At 56.0% G+C, this 21,335-nt stretch carries 23 protein-coding genes; 7 read left to right on the top strand and 16 right to left on the bottom strand.

Going from position 1 to position 21,335, the window contains the following annotated elements:
* The 3 genes from L9H78_RS02865 to L9H78_RS02855 all read right to left on the bottom strand — a co-directional run bounded on the left by L9H78_RS02865 (position 1) and on the right by L9H78_RS02855 (position 2,084).
* Entirely contained in the window at positions 1–756 is a 756-nt protein-coding gene (locus tag L9H78_RS02865; RefSeq protein ID WP_430622700.1) for a hypothetical protein, read from the bottom strand.
* A gap of 8 nt (positions 757–764) precedes the next feature.
* On the bottom strand, positions 765–1,733 hold the full coding sequence (locus L9H78_RS02860; protein WP_249618402.1) for a DUF3152 domain-containing protein: 969 nt from the start codon (positions 1,731–1,733) through the stop codon (positions 765–767).
* A 123-nt stretch (positions 1,734–1,856) separates the two neighbouring features.
* Positions 1,857–2,084: a DUF3107 domain-containing protein gene (locus L9H78_RS02855; RefSeq protein WP_021353672.1), complete on the bottom strand. Its 228-nt coding sequence runs from the start codon at positions 2,082–2,084 to the stop codon at positions 1,857–1,859.
* 83 nt (positions 2,085–2,167) lie between these two features.
* On the opposite strand from L9H78_RS02855, the gene L9H78_RS02850 reads away from it, so the two are divergent.
* Complete coding sequence (locus L9H78_RS02850) at positions 2,168–3,517, top strand: DEAD/DEAH box helicase (protein WP_249620432.1); 1,350 nt, start codon at positions 2,168–2,170, stop codon at positions 3,515–3,517.
* Positions 3,518–3,534: 17 nt separating this feature from the next.
* Positions 3,535–4,914, top strand: a complete 1,380-nt coding sequence (locus L9H78_RS02845; protein WP_249620431.1) for an Rv3212 family protein — start codon at positions 3,535–3,537, stop codon at positions 4,912–4,914.
* Between the two features lie 144 nt (positions 4,915–5,058).
* On the opposite strand, the gene L9H78_RS02840 is transcribed toward L9H78_RS02845, so the two are convergent.
* Entirely contained in the window at positions 5,059–5,562 is a 504-nt protein-coding gene (locus L9H78_RS02840; protein WP_249620430.1) for a hypothetical protein, read from the bottom strand.
* Positions 5,563–5,938: 376 nt separating this feature from the next.
* Here L9H78_RS02840 and L9H78_RS02835 point away from each other — a divergent pair, with 376 nt between their 5' ends.
* Both L9H78_RS02835 and L9H78_RS10635 read left to right on the top strand, forming a co-directional pair.
* Positions 5,939–6,199 (top strand): WhiB family transcriptional regulator, encoded by a 261-nt coding sequence (locus L9H78_RS02835; protein ID WP_021353668.1) that lies wholly within the window; start codon positions 5,939–5,941, stop codon positions 6,197–6,199.
* Between the two features lie 124 nt (positions 6,200–6,323).
* The gene (locus L9H78_RS10635; protein WP_369707185.1) at positions 6,324–6,401 is read left to right on the top strand and encodes a 50S ribosomal protein bL37; all 78 of its coding nucleotides are present in this window, start codon (positions 6,324–6,326) and stop codon (positions 6,399–6,401) included.
* A 186-nt stretch (positions 6,402–6,587) separates the two neighbouring features.
* Here L9H78_RS10635 and L9H78_RS02830 read toward each other — a convergent pair whose 3' ends face one another.
* Together L9H78_RS02830 and L9H78_RS02825 are read right to left on the bottom strand one after the other, a co-directional pair.
* Complete coding sequence (locus tag L9H78_RS02830) at positions 6,588–7,022, bottom strand: hypothetical protein (protein WP_249620429.1); 435 nt, start codon at positions 7,020–7,022, stop codon at positions 6,588–6,590.
* Entirely contained in the window at positions 7,022–7,759 is a 738-nt protein-coding gene (locus L9H78_RS02825; protein WP_249620428.1) for a sigma-70 family RNA polymerase sigma factor, read from the bottom strand. The genes L9H78_RS02830 and L9H78_RS02825 overlap by 1 nt, the downstream gene beginning before the upstream one ends.
* Positions 7,760–7,850: 91 nt before the next feature.
* Here L9H78_RS02825 and aroA point away from each other — a divergent pair, with 91 nt between their 5' ends.
* Entirely contained in the window at positions 7,851–9,110 is a 1,260-nt protein-coding gene (gene aroA, locus L9H78_RS02820; RefSeq protein WP_249620427.1) for a 3-phosphoshikimate 1-carboxyvinyltransferase, read from the top strand.
* Positions 9,111–10,145: a ribosome small subunit-dependent GTPase A gene (gene rsgA / locus L9H78_RS02815; protein ID WP_249620426.1), complete on the top strand. Its 1,035-nt coding sequence runs from the start codon at positions 9,111–9,113 to the stop codon at positions 10,143–10,145. It abuts the gene before it with no gap.
* Here rsgA and L9H78_RS02810 read toward each other — a convergent pair.
* Positions 10,142–10,648, bottom strand: coding sequence for a DUF6912 family protein (locus tag L9H78_RS02810; protein ID WP_021353662.1), 507 nt, complete (start codon positions 10,646–10,648; stop codon positions 10,142–10,144). The two genes, rsgA and L9H78_RS02810, sit on opposite strands and share 4 nt — an antisense overlap.
* Positions 10,649–11,059 (bottom strand): HAD family hydrolase, encoded by a 411-nt coding sequence (locus L9H78_RS02805; protein ID WP_023018248.1) that lies wholly within the window; start codon positions 11,057–11,059, stop codon positions 10,649–10,651.
* Positions 11,060–11,112: 53 nt separating this feature from the next.
* Here L9H78_RS02805 and L9H78_RS02800 point away from each other — a divergent pair, with 53 nt between their 5' ends.
* Positions 11,113–11,634 (top strand): hypothetical protein, encoded by a 522-nt coding sequence (locus L9H78_RS02800; protein WP_249620425.1) that lies wholly within the window; start codon positions 11,113–11,115, stop codon positions 11,632–11,634.
* Positions 11,635–11,657: 23 nt separating this feature from the next.
* On the opposite strand, the gene secA is transcribed toward L9H78_RS02800, so the two are convergent.
* The 8 genes from secA to L9H78_RS02760 form a co-directional block, all read right to left on the bottom strand.
* On the bottom strand, positions 11,658–14,255 hold the full coding sequence (gene secA, locus L9H78_RS02795) for a preprotein translocase subunit SecA (protein ID WP_249620424.1): 2,598 nt from the start codon (positions 14,253–14,255) through the stop codon (positions 11,658–11,660).
* A 172-nt stretch (positions 14,256–14,427) separates the two neighbouring features.
* Positions 14,428–15,105 carry a ribosome hibernation-promoting factor, HPF/YfiA family gene (hpf, locus tag L9H78_RS02790; protein WP_249618393.1) on the bottom strand — a complete coding sequence of 226 codons (678 nt, stop codon included), beginning with the start codon at positions 15,103–15,105 and terminating at the stop codon, positions 14,428–14,430.
* Between the two features lie 137 nt (positions 15,106–15,242).
* The gene (locus L9H78_RS02785) at positions 15,243–15,890 is read right to left on the bottom strand and encodes a ComF family protein (protein ID WP_249620423.1); all 648 of its coding nucleotides are present in this window, start codon (positions 15,888–15,890) and stop codon (positions 15,243–15,245) included.
* Between the two features lie 25 nt (positions 15,891–15,915).
* Positions 15,916–17,754 (bottom strand): MtrAB system accessory lipoprotein LpqB, encoded by a 1,839-nt coding sequence (gene lpqB / locus L9H78_RS02780; protein WP_249620422.1) that lies wholly within the window; start codon positions 17,752–17,754, stop codon positions 15,916–15,918.
* A complete protein-coding gene (gene mtrB / locus L9H78_RS02775; protein ID WP_283775232.1) occupies positions 17,744–19,369 on the bottom strand; it encodes an MtrAB system histidine kinase MtrB in 1,626 nt (541 codons plus the stop codon). Before mtrB ends, lpqB begins: the two co-directional genes overlap by 11 nt.
* Positions 19,370–19,495: 126 nt before the next feature.
* Positions 19,496–20,200: an MtrAB system response regulator MtrA gene (gene mtrA / locus L9H78_RS02770; protein ID WP_249618390.1), complete on the bottom strand. Its 705-nt coding sequence runs from the start codon at positions 20,198–20,200 to the stop codon at positions 19,496–19,498.
* Positions 20,201–20,229: 29 nt separating this feature from the next.
* On the bottom strand, positions 20,230–20,871 hold the full coding sequence (locus L9H78_RS02765; protein ID WP_249618389.1) for a dTMP kinase: 642 nt from the start codon (positions 20,869–20,871) through the stop codon (positions 20,230–20,232).
* The gene (locus L9H78_RS02760; protein ID WP_249618388.1) at positions 20,871–21,275 is read right to left on the bottom strand and encodes a hypothetical protein; all 405 of its coding nucleotides are present in this window, start codon (positions 21,273–21,275) and stop codon (positions 20,871–20,873) included. The genes L9H78_RS02765 and L9H78_RS02760 overlap by 1 nt, the downstream gene beginning before the upstream one ends.
* Between the last annotated feature and the right edge of the window lie 60 nt (positions 21,276–21,335).

The raw sequence follows: 21,335 nt of genomic DNA, 5'->3' as shown, positions 1-21,335 counted from the left end.
CTACAGCATGGCATACGCCCGTGACACGAGAAGGTCTTCCACCCGGTTAATATGTGAACGTGTGTTTGCTTTCGCCTCAGGGTGCAGGTTATTCACGTGTCGACGATAAGCCACCGCACGCAAAAGCAATTGCTCTATGTCGCGAATATGCGCAAAGCGATCACAAATAGAATCATCAACCGCTCCGGCAATCATGCCGTCAACAATCACCAGTGCACAGGTATAGCCCCGCGGACGAAGCGCTGCCGTCGGCACGAGATCCACAATGGTCGGTGGCAAGAGGTGATGGAAAATCGTAGAGGCCAATAAATCAGCATGCCCGACGCAGAGCTCAGTATCCGGAGCCAGGCTCCGATAGGCTTCCCCAGTTTCTTGCCATGCGGCTGCTTCGGCGCGAGCAAAAACATCATCCCGCTGCGCGGTTGGTGCAGGCACAGAAGCCAAACTATCGGCCAACTTCAGTGCTAACAATGCAGTTTCGTCAACCCGCCGCGCCAGGTCTCCTTGGCTCCAGGCACTAGCTTTCCAGCCAGCCACTGTGTAGCGCCCATCAGTAGACAAAATCGGCCGAGCAATGCGCGCTCCCTCCACAGATAAACCGGCTCGCACCTTGGCCGACCACAATGCAGTCGGGGTGGCTTGCGAAAGCGCCATGTCCCCAATTTTTGTTCCGTTATCCCAAGCATGCCCCAACGGAGCTGGGACTTCTTTCGGAGTCTGAAATGCTTCGCAAACGTGATTAGGTGGCACTGGCATGGCTGTATTTAGGCCTCTTTCTCCGGTTCGTGCAGGGCATGGAGTGCCGCGCCATTAGGAAGCGGGCGTGGGTACGGCCATGGGTTTGGCCGGCACGTATCAGGATTATCCGGATAAACCTCATCCGGATTCAGCTGAAAAAGTTCAGAATTTTGCAGGCTGATCGTTTGCTGCATCATCACCGGCGCAAGATTCCCCTCGCCTGTGCAAGCCTGGTGGTGCGGATAGCCGATCGCATGCCCGACTTCGTGATTGATCAAATACTGGCGGTAAGCACCCAGATCACCTTGAAAAGGAGTAGCCCCACGAACCCAGCGCGACTCGTTGAGCAGTACCGTGGAACCACCCGTGATCGTCGTATGGCACGAGGTTTCTAATTCCAGGTCTACCCCACACATATCAGCGGTGGTAGTCACCGAAGCCAATAAAATCCGGGTATCAGGATTTTCCTCTGCACCAACATGAACAAATTTAAAGGCTGGATCGTAAGTCCACCCACGCGGATCAGACAATGTTGCATCAACCAAACGCGCAACGGCATCATCACCGCCATAGGGTACGGTGTCCAGACCTTTTTCTACTTCCACCGTATAGCGAATCGTCTTTTCGGTTCCCAGTCCGGCTTCCATCCCTGGGGTCCCAATAGCACGGAATTCACCCATACCATTGGCGGAATAAATGCCCCCCGCAGGCAAATCGCGTAATCCCAGCTCCGCTCGCGCTGCCGAACCCGGATCAGGTCCTAACCCGAGTTCACTTTCCGGGTCATCGTGTCCACCGTGCCTGTCATGAGCACTGCCACCACGATGGTGTTCCGCGGACGAATCCGCATGTGCACCGCCAGACTGAGCAGAATCGCTACTGTCGCTACTGGCGATTTGCACGAGCACAGCAGCGGTTAAGACCAGCAGCACGGGAATAACCACCGCGCGCCGCCAGCCATAATTCTCGACAAATTGCACTACCTGGTTTTTCATAATTCGCTATCGGAGCCTATCCCGGGTCCTTGGGTTCTGCCTGAACTGCAGCGCCCAATTCCTTAGCTTCCTCAAGTTCCTCAGCTTTCCTAGGGCCCGGCGAGAAAAATTCGACGCCCAGGCTTAGGCGCCGCCGAAACCGACAATTGGCTGCTCACTGCTACCAACTTCCACATAAGCGATTGCGTTGGTACGCACCAGGTACTTGCGACCTTTCGCGTCCGCAAGCTCAACGACATCATCAGCTTTGCCCAGTACATCCTTGACGAGTTTCACGGCCTCGTCATGCGACAGTTCAGAGTTGATAACTAGCTCACGTGGAGATTCAATAAGACCAATTTTGATATTCATATCCCATATTCTAGTCAAGTTCTCAAAATTCTGTATCGGTGCGGTTTCTATGCCGGACTAGCCGCAACGGTTAGTATCAAGGTGTGTCTTCCCGCAATGTATCTACCCCGCCCGCCACGCCAACGTTTGCAGAATTAGGCGTGGCAGCGGAAATCTGCGAGGCGCTTGCCGACGACGGCATCCACCACACCTTCGCTATTCAGGAACTCAGCTTGCCCCTCGCACTCGACGGCAAAGATCTGATTGGGCAAGCTCGCACCGGCATGGGCAAGACCCTAGGTTTTGGTATCCCACTGCTCGACCGCGTCTTCGATGACGCAGACATCCCCGAACTCGACGGCACTCCCCGTGCACTGGTGATCGTCCCAACACGCGAGCTGGCAAGTCAGGTCGGCGAGGATCTGTCCCGCGCCAGCCGCTACACGCCAGTACGAACATTGACGATTTACGGTGGGGCATCGATCGAAAAACAAGTCGAACAAATAGAAAACGGCGTTGATGTAGTCGTCGGCACACCAGGGCGTGTGCTTGACCTGTATCAACGGGGTTATCTGCAGCTGGATCGCGTAGCAATCTGTGTGCTTGACGAAGCCGACGAGATGCTAGATTTAGGATTTTTGCCGGATATTGAGCGAATTTTCCAGGCCTTACAGCCGAAGGCGCCAGCTGAAACCCCCGTACGACGGGTGCACACTATGCTGTTTTCTGCCACCATGCCTGGCCAAATCAAGGCATTAACTCGGAAATTCCAGCACAAGCCGATCCATATTCATGCTGAAGATCCGTCGGCAAGCACTACCCATACAAGCACCCGACAGGTGGTTTTCCAAGCCCACCAGTTGGATAAGCTCGCGGTGATTTCTCGGATCCTGCAAAGTCCGGGCCGGGAACAAGCGGTGGTGTTCACCCGCACGAAGCGATCGGCTGCCTTCCTGGCAAATGATTTGTCCGAGCTGGGTTTCCGGGTTGCTGCAGTACACGGTGATCTTAACCAGGCGCAACGTGAAAAAGCCTTAGCTGCCTTACGCGCGCATAGCGTCGACGTTTTAGTGGCTACCGACGTTGCCGCTCGCGGAATCGATATTGATTCGATAACCCACGTAATTAATTATCATCTTCCCGACGACGCCATGACGTTTGTCCACCGCATTGGCCGTACCGGGCGCGCGGGAAAGACCGGCACCGCAGTTACTCTGGTCGGCTTGGAAGAAATATCCAAATGGCGCGTGATTAACGACGAACTAGCGTTAGGCCAGCCAACCCCACCGGAATGGTTTTCTACCTCCACTGAACTTGCCGACGCGTTCGGCCTACCCTCCGACATCAGCAACCGCGTGGGTCCAGCCACCCAGGTCATTGGCGTGGATCCGGATAGGCACCGGAAAAAGCGCACCGGTGACTCTCGCGGCCCGCGGCAGAAGCCGAAGCGCTAGTAACAAGGCGAGAGAACATGGCCCCAAAACCAACCATCGATACACGCACAGGTCCAGTGCCATTTTCGGCACCACTACGGCGCACACGCACAGATCTCACGGTCATGGCGGCCATTGCCACCATCGCGGTGCTTGCCGTGTCAATCGTGTATTCCGGTGCATCGATCCGCAACAGCGAGTTACTTCTCGCCGAACAGGCCTACGCCGCTCCGGAACCACGCAGCGAGATCCCGAAAGAATTTACCGAAATTGGCCGACTGCACTCGGAGCAGTTTCCTGGTGCAGATCCCGCGACTAGCCCGGCACAACCACCAATAGTGGCAGCGGGATTACTCATCACATACGACGAACACGATGGCATGCACCGGGTGCGTGCTTATGCCCCGGAATCTCTGACCGACGGGCCGCAATCTAGCGCTACTAGGGGCGCCGAAATTGCCCAAACTACTGCGCCCGGCGAGCAAAAACCCCATACAGAAGCGACGCCACATTGGGAATATTCCCGCGAGTATCCACTCTGCAGCATCGGTAGTGCATGGGATAGTGTCGTGCTCACCTACCGTACTGCTGCTGGGTGCGGCGATGTCGTTGCTTTGGATGCTGCTACCGGACAATACGATGCCACCCGCTCGGCCGTAGCACCAGATGTTGTCGGTGGGGTCCAGTCCAATGATCGAGTCGGGATAGTCTCTGCACAACGCGTAGAACTGTGGCGCTCGGATTTGGTTCGCACGGTGGAATACGGTTCCGTGGAAGCCCCACAAGAACCAAACAGCCAACCAAATGCAAATTGTTCCATCCAATCAGCCTTAACTCGTACAGAATTGCTTGCAGTCGTCGAACACTGTCCCGACGACCCCCAACACAGCGTGTTACGGCTGCAGGAAGCCACGCCGGAGGATTCGCGAGTGCCAGAGGTCAATTCCAGTATTGGCTTAGACCACCCAGGCGCGCATGTCGTTGCTATAGGACAAGATGCTGCAGCCGTCTATCTCCCCGGCGAGCAACCAGAACTGATGTCTTTTAATACCGACGGGACCCGCACGAGCCAGCGTCGTGTAGCCGAAGCAGCAGATTTGGGAAACTTCACCGTGCCGACGACCGCAGATCTGCCACACCACATGACCTGGTTCGATGGCCACCGACTGTATTTTTTCACCCCAAATGAACTAGCGGTCGAGCATATTATTGAAGCGGCACTAGGCACCGGAGTTGCGGTAGAAGGCAAAGCGCTAGTGCCAACAGAATTTGGGATCAGCGTTGTTAACTGGAACAACGGAGAAATTGAACGCACCATCCCATTAGACCGCGGCGATTACCGTGGCCCTGTCTCGCTTGCGGTTGCTGGCGAGCATATCGTCGAAAAGCGCGGAACTGAGTTGGTGGTTCTGCGCTAATTTCGCAGCGGGATCCCCACCCCTACCGATCTAATGCCCTATCCCTCAGTCCCTACCACTCGGTACCGGCACTCGGCAGTCGCCACTCAGCCCCTACCATTAGGCACCTGCGGTCTCGCTTCGGCAGTATTAGCCTCGGCGGTATTAGTCTCGGCGACGTGGTGCGTAATGCAGTTCCATCCAAGCATTCGACTGCGGGTGAAAGATCATCAACAAAGCGATCACAGCCGAAGCCAAGATGAAGATGCCGAAAAACACTGCCCCACCCGACATCATCTGAAACGATGACGCAGCCAGAATCACCTGTAACAACACGATTGGACCGCGCCCCCAGCGCTTACCACGATATTGCGAGAGCGCCGCTGCCACTATCGTGCCGAAGATAATGGCAATGAAACCGGCGGTGCCAGCCCCAATCCAGTTCGCAGTGGCAGCATCTGATGCGATGCTGTTGTTTTCTGCATTGATGATCTCGCGCCAAATCAGCACCCCCGCAAAAATCAGCGCAATCACCGACTGCACCACGGCAATCAGCGACGCAAATTTGATCGTTGCTGGTGGCTGCAAAGGTTTTTCTTTTTCTGCAGGGTTGTTTGCTGCGGATTCTGGTTTTTCTGGCATCGCAGAATTTTCGGATCGGGCATTCACGTGCAGTATTCTACCGACTGCAGCAAGCTAGCGATAGATAAAGGATTTGCCGAAAAAGAACCGCTAACATTCCTCTCGGAAATTACATTCACGCTGCATGATTTAACTCACTATTTACGGTAGACCCCTAGCATTCACCTTTTATTCATGTAATCATTCCTTCATAGCGACAACATAGGCCGCTAACCGGCACCATTCCGGATCAGCAGCAGCGCGCACAACGAGCAAGCGCACGCACCGCTGATACATCCCGAAGACTCCGGGCCAACTACCGCGCACCGCGCGAGTTTTTGGCACAAAACCCGGCCGGTAGCACCGCAGAGGTATCCACCTCTCCGATTTATTCCCTGACCTCGACCACTAAGGAGCACACAGCATGTCTGATTGGCGCCACGAAGCAATCTGCCGCAATGAAGATCCAGAACTCTTTTTTCCAGTCGGCAACTCGGGCCCAGCATTGACCCAAGTGGCAAAGGCGAAGCTGGTGTGCAACCGCTGCCCCGTAACTAACGACTGTCTCCAGTGGGCCCTGGAGACTGGCCAAGATGCTGGTGTCTGGGGTGGCATGTCAGAAGAAGAACGTCGCGCCCTCAAGCGCAAGCGCAACCGTGGCCGTCGCGCCCGCGTGAACGCCTAATATTTATCGCGCTTCCCCTTTTTCCGCAACAACCACAATTCATATGTGCGGTTGTCTATAGTGCGAACAGGGTTCGCTAGTATAGTTTCTGTTAACCGTTCCTATTGCTAAAGGAGTGATCACAATGAGCAAGCGTGGTCGTAAGCGTAAAGACCGCCGGAAAAAATCCGCTAACCGCGGTAAACGTCCAAATGGCGGATAGTATGTGAAGACATACAGAAAAAGGCAGCACCTGCACACTGTGGGAGCTGCCTTTTTCCTTGCCCTACCTCCCCCTCCTCTTAACTCAGCGCATCAGAGCCATCGCAGAGCTTCGCTGCTCCAGACGCCAACGATCCAGGCCCTGACAATCCAAGCGCCAACAAACCCTGAACATTATCGGTTTCAATCACCCGGCTCGGCCGTCGCCGATGGTGCGCTGACTCATACGTACCGTCGTGGTCCGCTCGGTTCGAATAGACACGATGATGCGCTCTCGTAGACTCCGCGGCGCTGCGGTTTCTGCGTTTTCCTCCACCGCGTTGCAACAGCGGTTGAGCATCGCACGAAAACGCTCTTCCTGTTCTAAACGCTGATAGCACAGCTCACATGTGGCGAGTTCAGCCCGTACGTCCTGCAGTTCCGTCGAGTTGAGCGCACCGTTTTCTGCACCGTCGATGAGCAACCCCACTAAATAGTTCACTCGTTCTGGGCTGCACCCACACGGGGCATAACTTTCTGCCTGCCGAGCTGCTTGTCGATTCGTTGCTGTCCACTGAGCATTCTCATCACTAGCTGCTGCATCGTTAGCCCCTACACTGTTGTGCGTGTTCCACTGTTGCATCAGCGCTCACCTTCTTTGCTGTTCGCTGCATTTTTCGCTGCGTCTGCCGTTTGTGGCCCAGAGGCCTTGGACACCGCCGGTTTGTCCCCTGCAGAGTTTTCCACTGCCTCTTGTGCGGCTGCGATTCCATGTTCGGCCGCCACTTCCTTTAACGCCTCGCGTAGCTTTTTTCTTCCCCGATTCAGCCGGCTCATCACCGTCCCAAGCGGAATCTCCAGCACTTCCGCTATTTCTTTATACGCCAGCCCGACGACATCAGAGTAATAAACCACGCGTCGGTAGTCCTCAGAAAGATCGTTCAATGCCGCAGCAATCGTGGTGTCCGGCATCATCGCCAGCGCTTCCACTTCTGCAGATACCAAACCGGTGGGATCATGCCCAGAGCTGGTATACAACTGCCCGTCGGTCAGCTCGTCGGCACTGGTATGCACCGGTTGACGCTGTTTTTTCCGATACCCATTGATATAGGTATTGGTCATGATCCGGTACAGCCAAGCTTTCAGGTTTGTGCCCGGGGTGAACTTGGCGAAATTCTGGAATCCTTTCAGGTAAGTTTCCTGCACCAGATCTTCCGCATCCTGTGGGTTCCGAGTCATTTTCAGTGCCCCACCGTAGAGCTGATCCAATAATGGCAACGCTAGTTCTTCAAAGTCGCCGCTTGGTTGCGCCGTAGCGGCTGCGGGCTGTTCGGCACGGTCCGTTTTTAGCGCCGGTGCGTCGCTGAGCTCAGTTCTCATCCGCGTGTCCTTTCCTGCACTACCCACCTGGCGCTGCGCACTCCTGTCCAGCGCCACCGATGACGGTCCAGTCTCTATTATCATGGCGTCCATGAGCAATTTCTGGGCTGCCCCGTACGCCGCCTCTCCGGTTTCACACGTACAAACGATCCCGGGGTCCAAATCCCTGAGCAATCGCGCCTTGGTACTAGCCAGTTTAGCCGATCGCCCATCGACAATTCTGCGGCCTCTGCACTCACGCGACACGCAGCTCATGGCACAAGCACTCCGCGCGATGGGTGTCAACGTCACCGAATCAACAGATCGCATCACCGTCGAGCCAGCACCGCTGCAGCCCGCCACCATCGATTGTGGCCTAGCAGGTACTGTCATGCGTTTTTTGCCGCCGCTAGCGGCACTGGCAGCTGGACCAGTGGAGGTCGATGGCGACGCGCAAGCCCGGGCGCGCCCCATTGGTCCGCTACTCGACGGACTGCGGGCACTTGGGGTCACCGTCAGCGGCGAACATCTCCCGTTTCGGATCCTAGGCTCGGGAACGCCAGCTGGCGGCGTCGTCGAGATTGACGCGTCCGGGTCCTCGCAATTTGTTTCTGGGTTGTTACTTTCTGGGGCCCGCTATGCCGAAGGTATTACCGTGCGCCATATTGGCAATTCCTTGCCGTCGATGCCGCACATCACCATGACTGTCGAAATGCTGCGCGATGCCGGGGTGCGCGTTGATGTCGCCGATAATGAGTGGCGCGTACATCCAGGTCCCATCCGGGGCGGAACCTGGGATATTGAACCGGATCTTTCCAATGCCACGCCGTTCTTGGCTGCGGCAGCAGTAACCGGCGGCACCGTGACCATCCCCCAATGGCCCGCAAGGACGACGCAACCGGGCGATGAGATCCGCCCGATCTTGCAAGAAATGGGTTGCGAAGTGCAGCTGCACAGCTCTGGGGATTTGCGTGTCACCGGCCCTACCGATGGAAAACTGCTCGGTCTCAACCGGGATATGGGTGATATCGGTGAACTCACTCCCACCGTGGCGGCGTTAGCGGCCCTGGCGACGACGCCGTCGACTTTGTCCGGAATCGCTCATCTACGCGGGCACGAAACTGATCGTTTGGCCGCATTGGCTACCGAAATTAATCGCATCGGCGGCAACTGCGAAGAACATGCCGACGGTTTACACATCGAGCCTTCGGCTTTGCACGGAGGTCAGTGGCATTCTTACCACGATCATCGAATGGCTACTGCCGGTGCAATCATTGGCCTGCGCGTCCCCGGCATCGAGGTGGAAAATATTGCCACGACCGCGAAGACGCTGCCGGGTTTTTCCACGATGTGGGAAGCGATGGTGTCCTAGATGGCTCGGCGTGATTGGGACGAATCAGACGTGAAAACTCGCCCGGGCAAAGGTTCAAAACCCCGGACGAAAAAACGGCCGAAGCACAAGGATGCGGTCTTCGGAATGGTGATCGGTAAAGACCGTGGCCGTTGGACCGTAGCATTGGACGACGGCCCCGATGTCGTATGCATGCGTGCACGAGAGTTGGGTCGGACCCCTATTGAGGTCGGCGACCGTGTCGGCGTAGTCGGCGATACGTCGGGGAAGAAAGATACTCTCGCGCGTATCGTGAAACTCTCAGACCGTAGTTCTGTGCTGCGCCGCACCGCAGATGACACAGACCCTTATGAGCGCATTGTTGTCGCTAATGCGGATCAGATGCTGATTGTCACTGCTGTGGCAGATCCCCCACCACGCACTGGGTTTGTCGAACGAGCTTTGATCGCGGCTTTCGTGGGCAATATCAGGCCAATTTTGTGTCTAACCAAAACGGATCTTGCTGACCCCACCGATTTTTCTGCCCAGTTTGCTGGCTTAGATATCGCCGTTGTGTGCGCCGGCACCTCCGACAGACTTGACGAAGTTTCCCGTTTAGTAGCTGGCCATCGCACAGCACTGATTGGACACTCTGGCGTCGGCAAATCCACCTTGGTCAACCGTTTGGTGCCGAATGCTGACCGCGCCACCGGTGCGGTTTCTGCAATCGGTCGTGGTCGGCACACCTCAACACAATCGGTCGCATTGCGGCTGCCTGAAACGCTTACCGACGTCGAAAGCTCCCCTGGCGGTTGGCTGATTGATACACCAGGAATCCGCTCATTCGGTTTAGCGCATGTCGACGCCGAGACAGTATTGCAAGTCTTCGATGATCTCAATGAAATCACCGAAGATTGCCCCAGGGGTTGTTCGCATGTCGGCCCTCCCGCGGACCCGGAATGCGCCCTCGACGAGCTCGACGCGGAGGATCCAGATCTCACAGCAACTCGCAATCGCCGTGACGCGGTACGCAGACTGCTTACCGCGCTGCGCAGTAACGTTGACTGGGAAAGCTAATTACTCAACTGCACCAAAGCGTTGAGTTCGTGGGCGTCGTAATACGCCATCAAATTATCTTGGGCATCGCCTACTGCCAGCTCTGCATCTTCATCGCCCAAATCAGCCGCATCAATCAGCTCGATAGCTTTGGCGGTCGCCTCTTCGGCATCTGCAACATCCATATGGATGGCTGCGAAGTCCCGAATCTCGATAGTTGCGGGATCCAGTTTGACGACTGGTTCCCCCATCTCGGGGTCCGGTGTACACGACGAGTCTGGGACATCTGCAGAAATCACCACCCGGCGATGCGGGAGTTCGGAGTCGCCGGTAGTAAGCAAGCGTAGGGAGGCTTCCGCGGCGGAATCGAAAGCGATCATCGCGATCTCTTCTTCTTCACCGGAGTCGAAAAAATCCCGCAATGCGTCCGTTACGGCAAACGCCCAACCGCCTTGGGCCGGGAATTCGCCTTTCTCAGCGCACTGCTTGAGCAAGCTAAACGTTGCAGGCAGGTAGATGCGCATCTAGAATTCTCCGTCGATATCGAAAATTGCCTGTACTTCTACACCGGAGCGGTCGAACTGGGTATACAGCACCCCCACCATGCCGTAGCCGACCGAGGCACGCACGTTATCGATGCCGTCATCGACCATCACGCAGTCATTCAGAGGTAGGTCCATAGCAGCGGCAGCATGTTGGAATGCGCCCATTTCTGGTTTTTCCATGCCGATCTCACCGGACAATAGAACAGCATCGACGATGCCGCGGTATTCCCATTCGCGAATAGCCTCTGCCTCTGGCCCTCCTGGGTGATTAGACAGAATTGCAGTGGCAACGCCGTTTGCACGGGCTGCGCCTAATAGGTTGCGCCAGCGGCGCTGATCTTCTTCGGAGCCATCCAAAACTCCGGAATAATCCAGGATTAATCCACGCATATATTCTTCCTTTTGCCCAGGTTATTTCGTTGTTTTGCCCTAGGATTCGGGCAGTGCTGGCATTTTTTGCCGATACTTCCACACAGGTCGTCGTCGACCAGGCACACTGGATACCATACCTGTTTCACATCTTTTCGGGGAGGGAAAGCATGCTCGCTGCGATACCGGGCTATGCGCACCTGCGAGTGCATATTCCAGATGAGCCAGAGCACAATGGAGACAATGACGGTACCACTATCGACGTTTTGCACCGGTATGCACCGTTGTTGCAAATTGCCTTGGAAATTTTAAGCGGGGTACGCCCGCCGCATCAAATACGTAGCATGCGTTTCGGTGCGGCGGTGCGCATCCATATCGGCGCGCAGCAGCGCAGGGCACGAGCTGAGCAAAAGAACAAACTTTCTGGCCCGGTGGCTGTTAAGTCCTTACACAGCAGACCATCGTCTACCCAGCCCGATGGTTGGGAACTATTTGGTACTGCCTTAATTGGGGACACCACGACGCGTCGCCGTTACGGGTTTACCGCGGTGTGCGGCGACGATCAGTTGTTAAGCCTTCGGGTACTGGCTTCTTAGCTGCCCATGATGGTAACGACTTCTTAGCCGCCCATCACGCTGTTGGTTGCACCGCCACCACCGGCGGATTGGATGGGCGTGCCGGGATCAGTGTGCTGTTCGCCCTGCTGAGCAAAGCGTTTGCGCAGCATGAACAATTGGCGCACGGTTTCTTCCTTAATGGCCTCGTTCATGGCATTGAACATGTCGCCGCCTTCTTTCTGGTATTCCACCAGCGGGTCACGTTGAGCCATGGCTCGCAAGCCAATGCCCTCTTTGAGGTAGTCCATCTCGTAGAGGTGCTCACGCCATTTCTGGTCGATGACCGGCAGGATGATCATGCGCTCGGTGTTACGCATTTGCTCATCGCCACCGATTTCGGTGACAGCTTTTTCTAGCTCATCGTATTCCTTCTGCGCATCAGCGGTCACGGCTTCACGGAGCTGTTCTGCGCTGAGCTCGCCCTTGGAGCCGTATTCGGTGCCGTCGACCAGCTCCTGCCAGCTAATCGTTGGCTCGTACAGGGTGTTCAGGGCGTTCCAGAGCTCGTCGAGATCCCAGTCTTCGACGTAGCCGACGGCAGTGGCACCGGAAACATACGCACCAATGGTGTCGTCGATCATTTTACGCACGTGAGCAGAAATGTCCTGTGAGGTCAGAATCTCGTGACGCGTTTGGTAAACCACCTTGCGCTGCTCGTTGAGCACCTCGTCGTATTTCAGAACGTTTTTGCGCATTTCGAAGTTCTGGTTTTCCACCATCGCCTGCGCGCCCTTGATGGAGTTCGAGACCATCTTCGCCTCAATCGGAACGTCATCTGGCACGTTGAGGCGGTTCATCATGTTTTCCATGGACTGGCCGACGAAGCGCACCATCAGCTCATCGCGCATGGACAGGTAGAACCGGGTTTCACCAGGGTCGCCCTGGCGGCCGGAACGGCCCCGCAACTGGTTATCGATACGACGGGATTCGTGGCGCTCGGTACCCAACACGTACAAGCCACCGGATTCACGGACCTCGTCGCCGCGGCGTTTGCTTTTCGCCTTTTCGTCTTCGATTTCGTTGTCCCAGGCTTCCTGGTAGGCCTCTTCGTCGTCAAAAGGATCCAGGCCGCGCTGGCGCAGACGCATATCGAGGATGACCTCGGGGTTACCGCCCAGCACGATGTCGGTACCACGGCCAGCCATGTTCGTCGCAACGGTGACGTTGCCCGGCAGGCCCGCACGCGCAATGATATTGCCTTCTTCTTCGTGGTACTTCGCATTCAGGACGTTGTGCTCGATATTCTTGCGCTTGAGCAGCTGCGACAAATATTCAGAGCGCTCCACCGAGGTAGTACCCACCAGGACGGGTTGGCCGGCAGAGACGTGTTCGGCGATGTCTTCCACCACCGCGGAGAACTTTGCTTCCTGTGTTTTGTAGATGCGGTCGGAGTGGTCCACACGCTGGTTTGGTTTGTTCGTCGGGATCGGAACAACGTCCAGCTTATAAATCGAGTTCAGCTCGGCGGCTTCAGTCTCTGCGGTACCGGTCATGCCGGAGATTTTGTCGTACAGGCGGAAGTAGTTCTGCAGTGTGACCGTCGCCAAGGTTTGGTTTTCGTTTTTGATCTCGACGTTTTCTTTCGCCTCGATCGCCTGGTGCATGCCTTCACTGAAACGGCGGCCAGCCAAGACACGGCCGGTGAAGCCGTCGACGATCATGACTTCACCCTCGCGGACGATGTAGTCCTTGTCGCGCACAAACAGCTCTTTGGCTTTCAGCGCGTTATTCAAAAACGACACCAGCTGCGCGTGCTCTGGAGCGTAGAGGTTGTCGATACCCAGCTGGTCTTCAACGTATTCGACGCCATCTTCACTGATACCAATGGTGCGCTTGCGGTGGTCGACTTCGTAGTGTTTGCCTTCGCGCATGCGTGGTGCCAGCTGGGCGAAAACGGAATAGAACTGGGAGCTGCCATCAACGGGACCGGAAATGATCAGCGGGGTACGGGCTTCGTCGATAAGAATCGAGTCCACCTCGTCGACGATGCAGAAATTGTGGCCGCGCTGCACGGCATCTTTCAACTGACGCACCATGTTGTCGCGCAAGTAGTCGAAGCCAAGCTCGTTGTTGGTGCCGTAAGTGATATCGGCGGCATAGGCTTCGCGGCGTTCTTCGGGGCGCATCTGTGAAAGGATCACGCCAACTTCCAGGCCCAACCAGCGGTGTACACGGCCCATCATTTCGGCGTCACGTTTGGCCAGGTAGTCGTTGACCGTAACGACGTGGACGCCCTTGCCTTCCAGTGCGTTGAGGTAGGCCGGGAGTACGGAGGTGAGGGTTTTACCTTCACCGGTGCGCATTTCTGCGACGTTGCCGAAGTGCAGGGCGGCGCCGCCCATGATTTGCACTAGGAAGTGCTTCTGGTCCAATACGCGCCAGGAGGCTTCGCGGGCCACCGCGAATGCTTCCAGCATGATGTCGTTGAGGTCTTCGCCGTCGGCTAGCCGTTTGCGGAATTCGCCCGTTTTGTCCTTCAGTGCCTCGTCAGACAGTGCGGCGTACTCGTCTTCGAGGGCCATGACGTCTTGGGCGATTTTCTTCAGGCGTTTGACGGTCTTGCCTTCACCAGCCCGGAGAAGCTTAGAAAGTCCAAACACAGGTGTGCCATCCTTTAAAATCACGAATAGGTTTTGCTCTGAGCTATTCTACGCGCGCAGCAACAAAAAATTGCCCTAGGCCGATGTTAATGAGCAACACACTGGGGATTCATCGGCCCGGGCGGGCAAGGAAGCTGACGATGCGCCAGCCGTTAATACGCTGTGGTAGCGATTAGCTCTCGTCGCCCTCGGTCAGAGAGATTAAGCCGTAGTCAAAAGCGTGACGACGGTAGACTACCGACGGGCGGTTGTTTTCGGCGTTGATGAACAGGTAGAAATCGTGCCCTACCAGCTCCATTTCGGATAGAGCATCGTCGACGCTCATTGGAACAGCGGTGTGCTCCTTCTCGCGGACGACCTGGCCTGGCTCAATATCCTCGACGGAATCAGCATATGGGTCAACATCGTACTTCGACTGCTGAGCCTGTTCTTTAGCTTCAGCTTTCGCCGCTGCAACCATCTCAGCTGCTAGTTCACCGGTACCTTTTGGTGCGCGGTGGCCGGACTTAGCGGCTTCGCGACGGACCTTCACCTTACGCAGGCTGCGGGACATCTTCTGAATAGCGGTTTCCAGAGCCGCGTAGAAGGAATCTTCCTTGGCCTCAGCACGCAGCAGGTGCCCCTTGCCCGTGGCGGTGATCTGAATGCGGGAGCCTTGATCCTCACGGCGAGGGTTCTGCTCTTGCTTCAGCTCCACATGGAAGAACGTCAGCGTGGGGTCCAGCTTTTCGATGCGGGAGAGTTTTGCGTTAACGCGCTCCGCGAAGTGCTCCGGCACCTCAACATTGCGGCCAGTGATGGTGACCTGGGCCTCTGGGGCTTGAGCGTCGTTGTTTACGTCGAAAGTCATAACTGTAATCTTTCCCTTTCATCTCGGTTGCTCTACTTTTATTGTATCAACCGCGAACTAGTTTGACCTGGGTTTGGACTGGGAATTAGCACTTAATTGGAAAAAGTTTTCAGCGCTTTCCCCAGCTTTTCCTGCCTTTACGCAGCCGCCAAAACCACGCACCCAGCAACGTCCGCACCAGCATAAGTAAGCGTGTCGACGGTCGCGGCCAGTGTTGCCCCGGTGGTTATCACGTCATCCACGACCACCACCTCGGCCCCGCGTGGTACAGAGCGCACCAACTGCACGTTGCCGCGAACGTTGTGGAGCCGATCGTCCCGGTTGAGCCCCGACTGATCCGGCATCGCAGACGCCAGGCGCACCGCTTGCCACGTCGGAAAGCCGCTAGCTGTACATAACTGGGTGATTGGATCACCGCCGCGCAGCCTGGCTGAGCGTGCACGGGTGGGCGCCGGGACGAGTGTTAATCGATGCGAGAATTCGCCGCGCACCTGCAAGGTTTCTACAGCTGCCCGTAAAACCGCAGCAATATAGGGACGAATTGCGCGATTATTGCGTTCTTTCATTTCTAAGATGACTTCGCGGTGCGGGCCACCATAGGCACCACAAGCGTAGACAGGCGCGAGCACATCAGCTTTCGGGGCGATACGACGAGGCGGCTGGGCCAGCAGCTTACGGCATTGCCGACACAAACGCTCACCAACTTTTCCACATCCGGCGCAACGACGGGGCAAAACCAATTCAATAAAGCCGGCACGACCAGCGCTACGACGAAATTTCGACATGATCCCCCCCATTATTGTCAGCCAGCTAGTTCGCCACCACAGGAACCGAACGCTGCCCCTGCAAACCAGGCACTTCCCGCCAGAAGGATGTCTCGCTTCCACTAGCTGGCAGCTGCAGTGTCGCGTGCGCATCAGTGATATACAGCGTTGAACCAGAAGCCGCCACGGCCACCACCGGTGCGGTCACATTGCCCGAAGGCAACGACGACACCGCCGAGCCATCCTGCTCCACACGCCACACCGGCGTATCAGCCGCAGACGTCCCCACCAGCAGTGAACCATCCGGCTGCCAATCCAAACTCAACGCGGTACCACCGATCTCGGTGGCCATCTCATGCACATTCACGATCTTGCGCTCACCAGAAGTCGTGTGCTGGACAACCCCGGTATACACATGGCCATCGATAATCATTGCCGCAACTGCACCACTGTTAGACAAGCGCAGTACGGAAATCTCGCCGTCTATATCATCCAAGGCTGAGGTATCCACGCTGCTGGTAGTCAGCTCGCCGGAGCTCGTAGCACGCACCACACGCACAACTTTTTTGTCCTGCGTAGACACCCACACCGCGCCGCCGGTCCGCTCCAATGTTGGGCGGGTAATGAACTCACTAGACAGCGCTTCTTCCAGCTTGCCGTCGAGCTCACCGATAAATAGCTGGGATTCGCCACGGCCTGCAGAATGCGCCACGCCGGTGTTCTTTGCGCGCACCACGGCAACCGTTCCATCAACCCCGATATCGGCGGCACTGATATCCCGCAACTCGCCGGCTGCGTCGTCAAGCGGCACGCGCTGATCTGAAGCAACACGCACCAAAGAACCATTTGCTAAAGCATATAGCGAGCTCACTCCATCGGTCGATGATTTGGGATTCAACCCCGCAAAATCATCGGTCGACAAAGTTTCCAAACCATCAGCCACCGGAACATCATCAATCAAGACTGAATATGGCCCGGGAACCGAAGCTCCCGCCAACGTCCACACCAATTGTGCGGCAAATTGCATACGCTGCTCAGAGCTCAACGAGGACATGCCGGAGAAATTATAAGTGCCCTCATCAATCCCCAAAAAAGTGGCATCTTCCGGCAGATAATCTTTCGTCGCTGGGGCCAAACGGGAGCTAGCACCTTCTACTAGCATCGTTGCCAACGACGCACCCAGCGATTCTTGTTGCGAATACAACCAGCGCCGATCAGAAACCAGCACGCTGGCAGTGGAATCAAAAAAGTACAGCGACTGCGGCTGATACTGGTTCCGCAGCTCATTACGCTCAATCACTACTCCGGATGGCAGTGAGGAAATCCGCCACTGATTGTCCACCAGCTCCATTTCCACGCTAGTCTCATACAACCCATCTTCGGGCAGGTACTTTCCGCCATCACCTAATTTGCCAATGACAGTACCGCGCACGTCGAACTTCCGCTTCGCGGAATCCGCCGGCCCAGATGCGGTGTTGAATTCGATTCGGTCCACAATCAACATGTCGTCGTGATGTGGCTGCCAGTTGCCCTCGGCATTCTCGGTGAGATATCGCTTGGCCGCTCGGTAATCACCTTCTGGGCTAGCCGAGGCCCGATAAAATTCCCGTAATAATAAATCTGGTTCTTGCCCATCAGTCGGGCCAACATTCATATCATCGTCCGGGTTGGAAGACGCCTCAAACGGTCGCAGCGCCTGCGGGCCGGTATCACGTGGCAACGAGCTACATGCCGCCACAAACCCCAGGCTGCTTGCCACTACCAGCGCAAGGCTTCCACGTCGGAAAGCCTGCACACCGCGCTTGCCGACGCCACCATGCTGGGTATCTGCGGAACGCCGTCCAAAGACGCCACATTGGTGGGTGCGTCGCTGCCTATTCTGCATTACCATCACCACCAGTACCAGCGCCAGAATCAGCCTCAGCCTCAGCCTCAGCGTCGTCTACGTCGTCAGTTAATTCCGGTTCATCGGCCCCCAGCATCACCGCCAGCTCCAACGGAGCAGGGTCGACTGGGCCACGCGGAGTACGTGGCAGCACTAAACGGAACGTCGACCCCACACCCAGCTCACCGATGGCATCCAAAATACCGCCATGCAACTGGGCGTCCTCGCGAGCGATTGCTAAGCCCAAACCGGTGCCGCCAGAATGGCGCTTCCTGGAAACATCTGCTCGCCAAAAACGGTGAAAGACTAAATCCTCCTGGCCTTCTTTCAACCCCACTCCGCGGTCGGCGATGGTAATTGCGATAGCGTGAGCATTTGCCGCAGCATTCACCAGCACCGGATTGCCCTCCGAATGGTCTATCGCATTCGCCAACAGATTCCGCAAAATCCGCTCGATACGCCGAGAATCACCAGCAATCGTCAATGGCTCATCCAGCCCGGTAAACCGCACGCGAACATTCAACTTATCTGCTAAATGCTCCACCTGGTTCCAGGCTGATTCCAAACTAGAGCGCACATCAATCTGCGTTTCCGACAAATCCGCGACCCCGGCATCATGGCGTGAAATCTCCAACAAATCGCCCAAGAGATCTTCAAACTTGTCCAGTTCGCGAGTCATCAGTTCCGACGCACGACGGGTGTGCGGGGCCAGCGATTCAGAATCGGAAGCGATCATATCCGCGGCCATGCGCACCGTCGTCAAGGGTGTACGCAATTCATGGGAGACGTCAGAGGTGAATTGTCGCTGAAGATTGCCGTATTCTTCCAACTGATTAATCTGGCGCACCAATTTGTCCGCCATGTCATTAAACGACATCGCCAACCGCGCCATTTCATCCTCACCTTCGACCACCATGCGCTCACGCAGGTGCCCTCCCGCTAGTCGCTGCGCGGTGCGTGAGGCGGAACGAATCGGCAAAATCACCTGTTGCGTAGCCAACCAGGCAATCCCCACCAGCAACACCAACACAACCACGCCGGCCGTGGATAACAATCCGCGCAACAGGGCCATCGTGGATGCTTCCGATTCCATGGACAGCGCCAAATACACCTGTGCACCCGGGATATCAGATTCTGTCGGCGAACCAATCAGCAACGCATCATAGACGGTGCCATCGGCACGTTCGACGGGCGTGAACTGATAAGAAACTTGCCCTTCAGAGACATACCTGCGCAATTCTGCAGGTACCCGAAAACCTTCCGGTGCCGTGGTCAAAGAGCCATCACCGTTATCGACGACAATGATCGTGTCGTAAATCGTGGCTAAATCGGTAGATTCGCTGCTCGAATGCGAAATCGACGCGCGCGCAGAGGTAATGCGCACTTGCACGCTATTTGCCGAACCAGTGGCGTTGATCTGTTGTTCCACAGCAAAGCGTGCACGATCAATCTCCTGGCTAGCGACGTCGAGCTTCTGGTCCACCAATCGTTGCGTGATCACCGAGATCAACGCAAAAGCCAGCACCAGCATAACCACCAAGGAGGAAACGAAGATAGATACGATTAGTCGCACCTGCAACGAGGTACGCCAAAACTCCACCAACCTGATGCGCAGGTGGCGGAACCGTTTCTTGGCTGCAAACAAAGATTTCTCGGAGCCAGCTGGCTTAACCGACTTAACCGGCTTAACCTGCTTAACCGACTCAGCGGGCTTTGCGGATTCGTTCACGCTCCTTCACGCCTAAGCGGTAGGCTTCTTGCCCGTTTTATAGCCCACGCCACGTACCGTCAATACAATCCGCGGATCCTCGGGGTCTTTTTCAATCTTCGCCCGCAAGCGCTGTACGTGTACGTTCACCAACCGGGTATCCGAGGCATGCTTATAACCCCAGACTTTTTCCAGCAATGCTTCCCGGGTATGTACTTGGCCAGGCTTACGCGACATTTCCAGCAACAAATCAAATTCGAGTGGAGTCAACGAAATCTCTTCGCCGTTTCGGGTCACCGTGTGTTCACTGACATCAATGTGTAGATCACCCACGACGATTGTCTCCGGAGAAGCTGCCTTTGGCTCCCCAGGTTCTACTGCTGGGCGCAAGCGAGCACGGATACGCGCAATCAATTCTTTATGTTTAAACGGCTTAGTGATGTAGTCGTCAGCACCCGATTCCAAGCCCAACACGACATCAACGGTGTCGGTTTTTGCTGTCAGCATGACGATCGGCACAGACGACTCGGTACGGATCGTGCGACAAATATCTACCCCGTTCATGCCCGGCAACATCAGATCCAGCAGAATCAAATCCGGTTCGTGCTCACGAAACGCCGGCACAGCCTCGTTACCGTCAGTCACCGCGATAGGATGAAAGCCTTCAGATTCCAGCACGATAGTCAACATTTCGGAAATAGCGGGGTCATCGTCAACTACCAGAATGGTTGCTGCCATCGTCGTGTTCTTCCTCCGAGAGTGGTATTTCAGGCCAGTTCGGCCCGGCGCGCTTCGATCGTTGCCATTATCTTATCGATGTCATCGCTGACTAGCCATTGACTTGCCCAATTTGTCGCAGCAAGTTTGTGATATGCGGCATTTGTTTTGGTTTGTAGGGTGCTGTCGCGCTCATAGTGATCACGTTCGCGGCTGGCATCCGCCTGCGCTCGGGAATGTGCACGCGCAGCAGCGACGTCGACAGGAACATCCAACAGGATCTGCAAATCTGGTTTCGGCAAACCCAAGCGTCCGAATTCGAGTTGCGCGACCCAGTCCGTCACTGCTTCTTCGCCTGTACGCGCCCAGCTATAAGCCGCATTTGAGGCGACGTATCGATCGAGTAACAACACCGAATCGCGGTGGGTACCGTCGGCAAGGTAGCTTCGCAATTTCTCGCGGCTAGCCGCGCGATCCAGAGCAAAGAGGGTGGCCATGGCATAGACGGAATCACTGAGATCGCCCATACGCCCGTATAGAGCCTCGCGAGCCAACTGCGCATGGATAGAATTATCGTAATCTGGGAACCCCCAGACGTCCACGCTGATACCGCTTTGCCGGAAACGACGGGTTAGCTCCGTGACTGCAGTGTTTTTCCCGGCACCATCGATGCCTTCGATCGCGATAAGCATTAAGACAGAGCTTCCAAAAATGGGTCTAGGTCGAAGTCGACATCCAGCTCGCCCAACAGTTCTGCGGCGGCTTCAGTGAGTTGTTCGTCGCTGCTCCCCACCAATTCGCGAACGAACGGATAAGCAGAGACTATTTCGCCGGCGAAAAATGGTGCACCGCTCCAGATTGCAGCGATCGTGGCAGCTGCATAGCCGTTACTAATTTCGACGTTGTTGGCGTTGTTGCCTGCAGCTAACAGGCAGGCATCGCGGACCGACTCGACTACATCTTCGTCGTCAAGATCTACGAGTTCATCCAGGAAATCCTGATTGTTTTCGTCGGTGAAGATTGCTTCGTCCCAGGATTCTGCATCCTCCCACGATGCGGGCTGTTCCCATGCTGCTGGTGTTGTCGAAGAGGCCACTGCTTACTCCATACCTTTGTGATGTTGTGTCGAACTGATTCAGCTGATCTAGTTTGGCAT

This window comes from Corynebacterium pseudodiphtheriticum (genome assembly GCF_023509295.1).
In the GTDB taxonomy this organism is placed as follows: domain Bacteria; phylum Actinomycetota; class Actinomycetes; order Mycobacteriales; family Mycobacteriaceae; genus Corynebacterium; species Corynebacterium pseudodiphtheriticum.
Note: the sequence above shows the minus strand (reverse complement) of the source record. Positions and strands in the feature narration are given on the sequence as shown.

Excerpts from the sequence above, each read along its gene's own strand:
- L9H78_RS02865 (WP_430622700.1), bottom strand. The coding sequence starts at position 756 with ATGCCAGTGCCACCTAATCACGTTTGCGAAGCATTTCAGACTCCGAAA.
- L9H78_RS02860 (WP_249618402.1), bottom strand. The coding sequence starts at position 1,733 with ATGAAAAACCAGGTAGTGCAATTTGTCGAGAATTATGGCTGGCGGCGC.
- L9H78_RS02855 (WP_021353672.1), bottom strand. The coding sequence starts at position 2,084 with ATGAATATCAAAATTGGTCTTATTGAATCTCCACGTGAGCTAGTTATC.
- L9H78_RS02845 (WP_249620431.1), top strand. The coding sequence starts at position 3,535 with ATGGCCCCAAAACCAACCATCGATACACGCACAGGTCCAGTGCCATTT.
- L9H78_RS02835 (WP_021353668.1), top strand. The coding sequence starts at position 5,939 with ATGTCTGATTGGCGCCACGAAGCAATCTGCCGCAATGAAGATCCAGAA.
- L9H78_RS10635 (WP_369707185.1), top strand. The coding sequence starts at position 6,324 with ATGAGCAAGCGTGGTCGTAAGCGTAAAGACCGCCGGAAAAAATCCGCT.
- L9H78_RS02830 (WP_249620429.1), bottom strand. The coding sequence starts at position 7,022 with ATGCAACAGTGGAACACGCACAACAGTGTAGGGGCTAACGATGCAGCA.
- L9H78_RS02825 (WP_249620428.1), bottom strand. The coding sequence starts at position 7,759 with ATGAGAACTGAGCTCAGCGACGCACCGGCGCTAAAAACGGACCGTGCC.
- aroA (WP_249620427.1), top strand. The coding sequence starts at position 7,851 with ATGAGCAATTTCTGGGCTGCCCCGTACGCCGCCTCTCCGGTTTCACAC.
- rsgA (WP_249620426.1), top strand. The coding sequence starts at position 9,111 with ATGGCTCGGCGTGATTGGGACGAATCAGACGTGAAAACTCGCCCGGGC.
- L9H78_RS02810 (WP_021353662.1), bottom strand. The coding sequence starts at position 10,648 with ATGCGCATCTACCTGCCTGCAACGTTTAGCTTGCTCAAGCAGTGCGCT.
- L9H78_RS02805 (WP_023018248.1), bottom strand. The coding sequence starts at position 11,059 with ATGCGTGGATTAATCCTGGATTATTCCGGAGTTTTGGATGGCTCCGAA.
- hpf (WP_249618393.1), bottom strand. The coding sequence starts at position 15,105 with ATGACTTTCGACGTAAACAACGACGCTCAAGCCCCAGAGGCCCAGGTC.
- L9H78_RS02785 (WP_249620423.1), bottom strand. The coding sequence starts at position 15,890 with ATGTCGAAATTTCGTCGTAGCGCTGGTCGTGCCGGCTTTATTGAATTG.
- lpqB (WP_249620422.1), bottom strand. The coding sequence starts at position 17,754 with ATGCAGAATAGGCAGCGACGCACCCACCAATGTGGCGTCTTTGGACGG.
- mtrA (WP_249618390.1), bottom strand. The coding sequence starts at position 20,200 with ATGGCAGCAACCATTCTGGTAGTTGACGATGACCCCGCTATTTCCGAA.
- L9H78_RS02765 (WP_249618389.1), bottom strand. The coding sequence starts at position 20,871 with ATGCTTATCGCGATCGAAGGCATCGATGGTGCCGGGAAAAACACTGCA.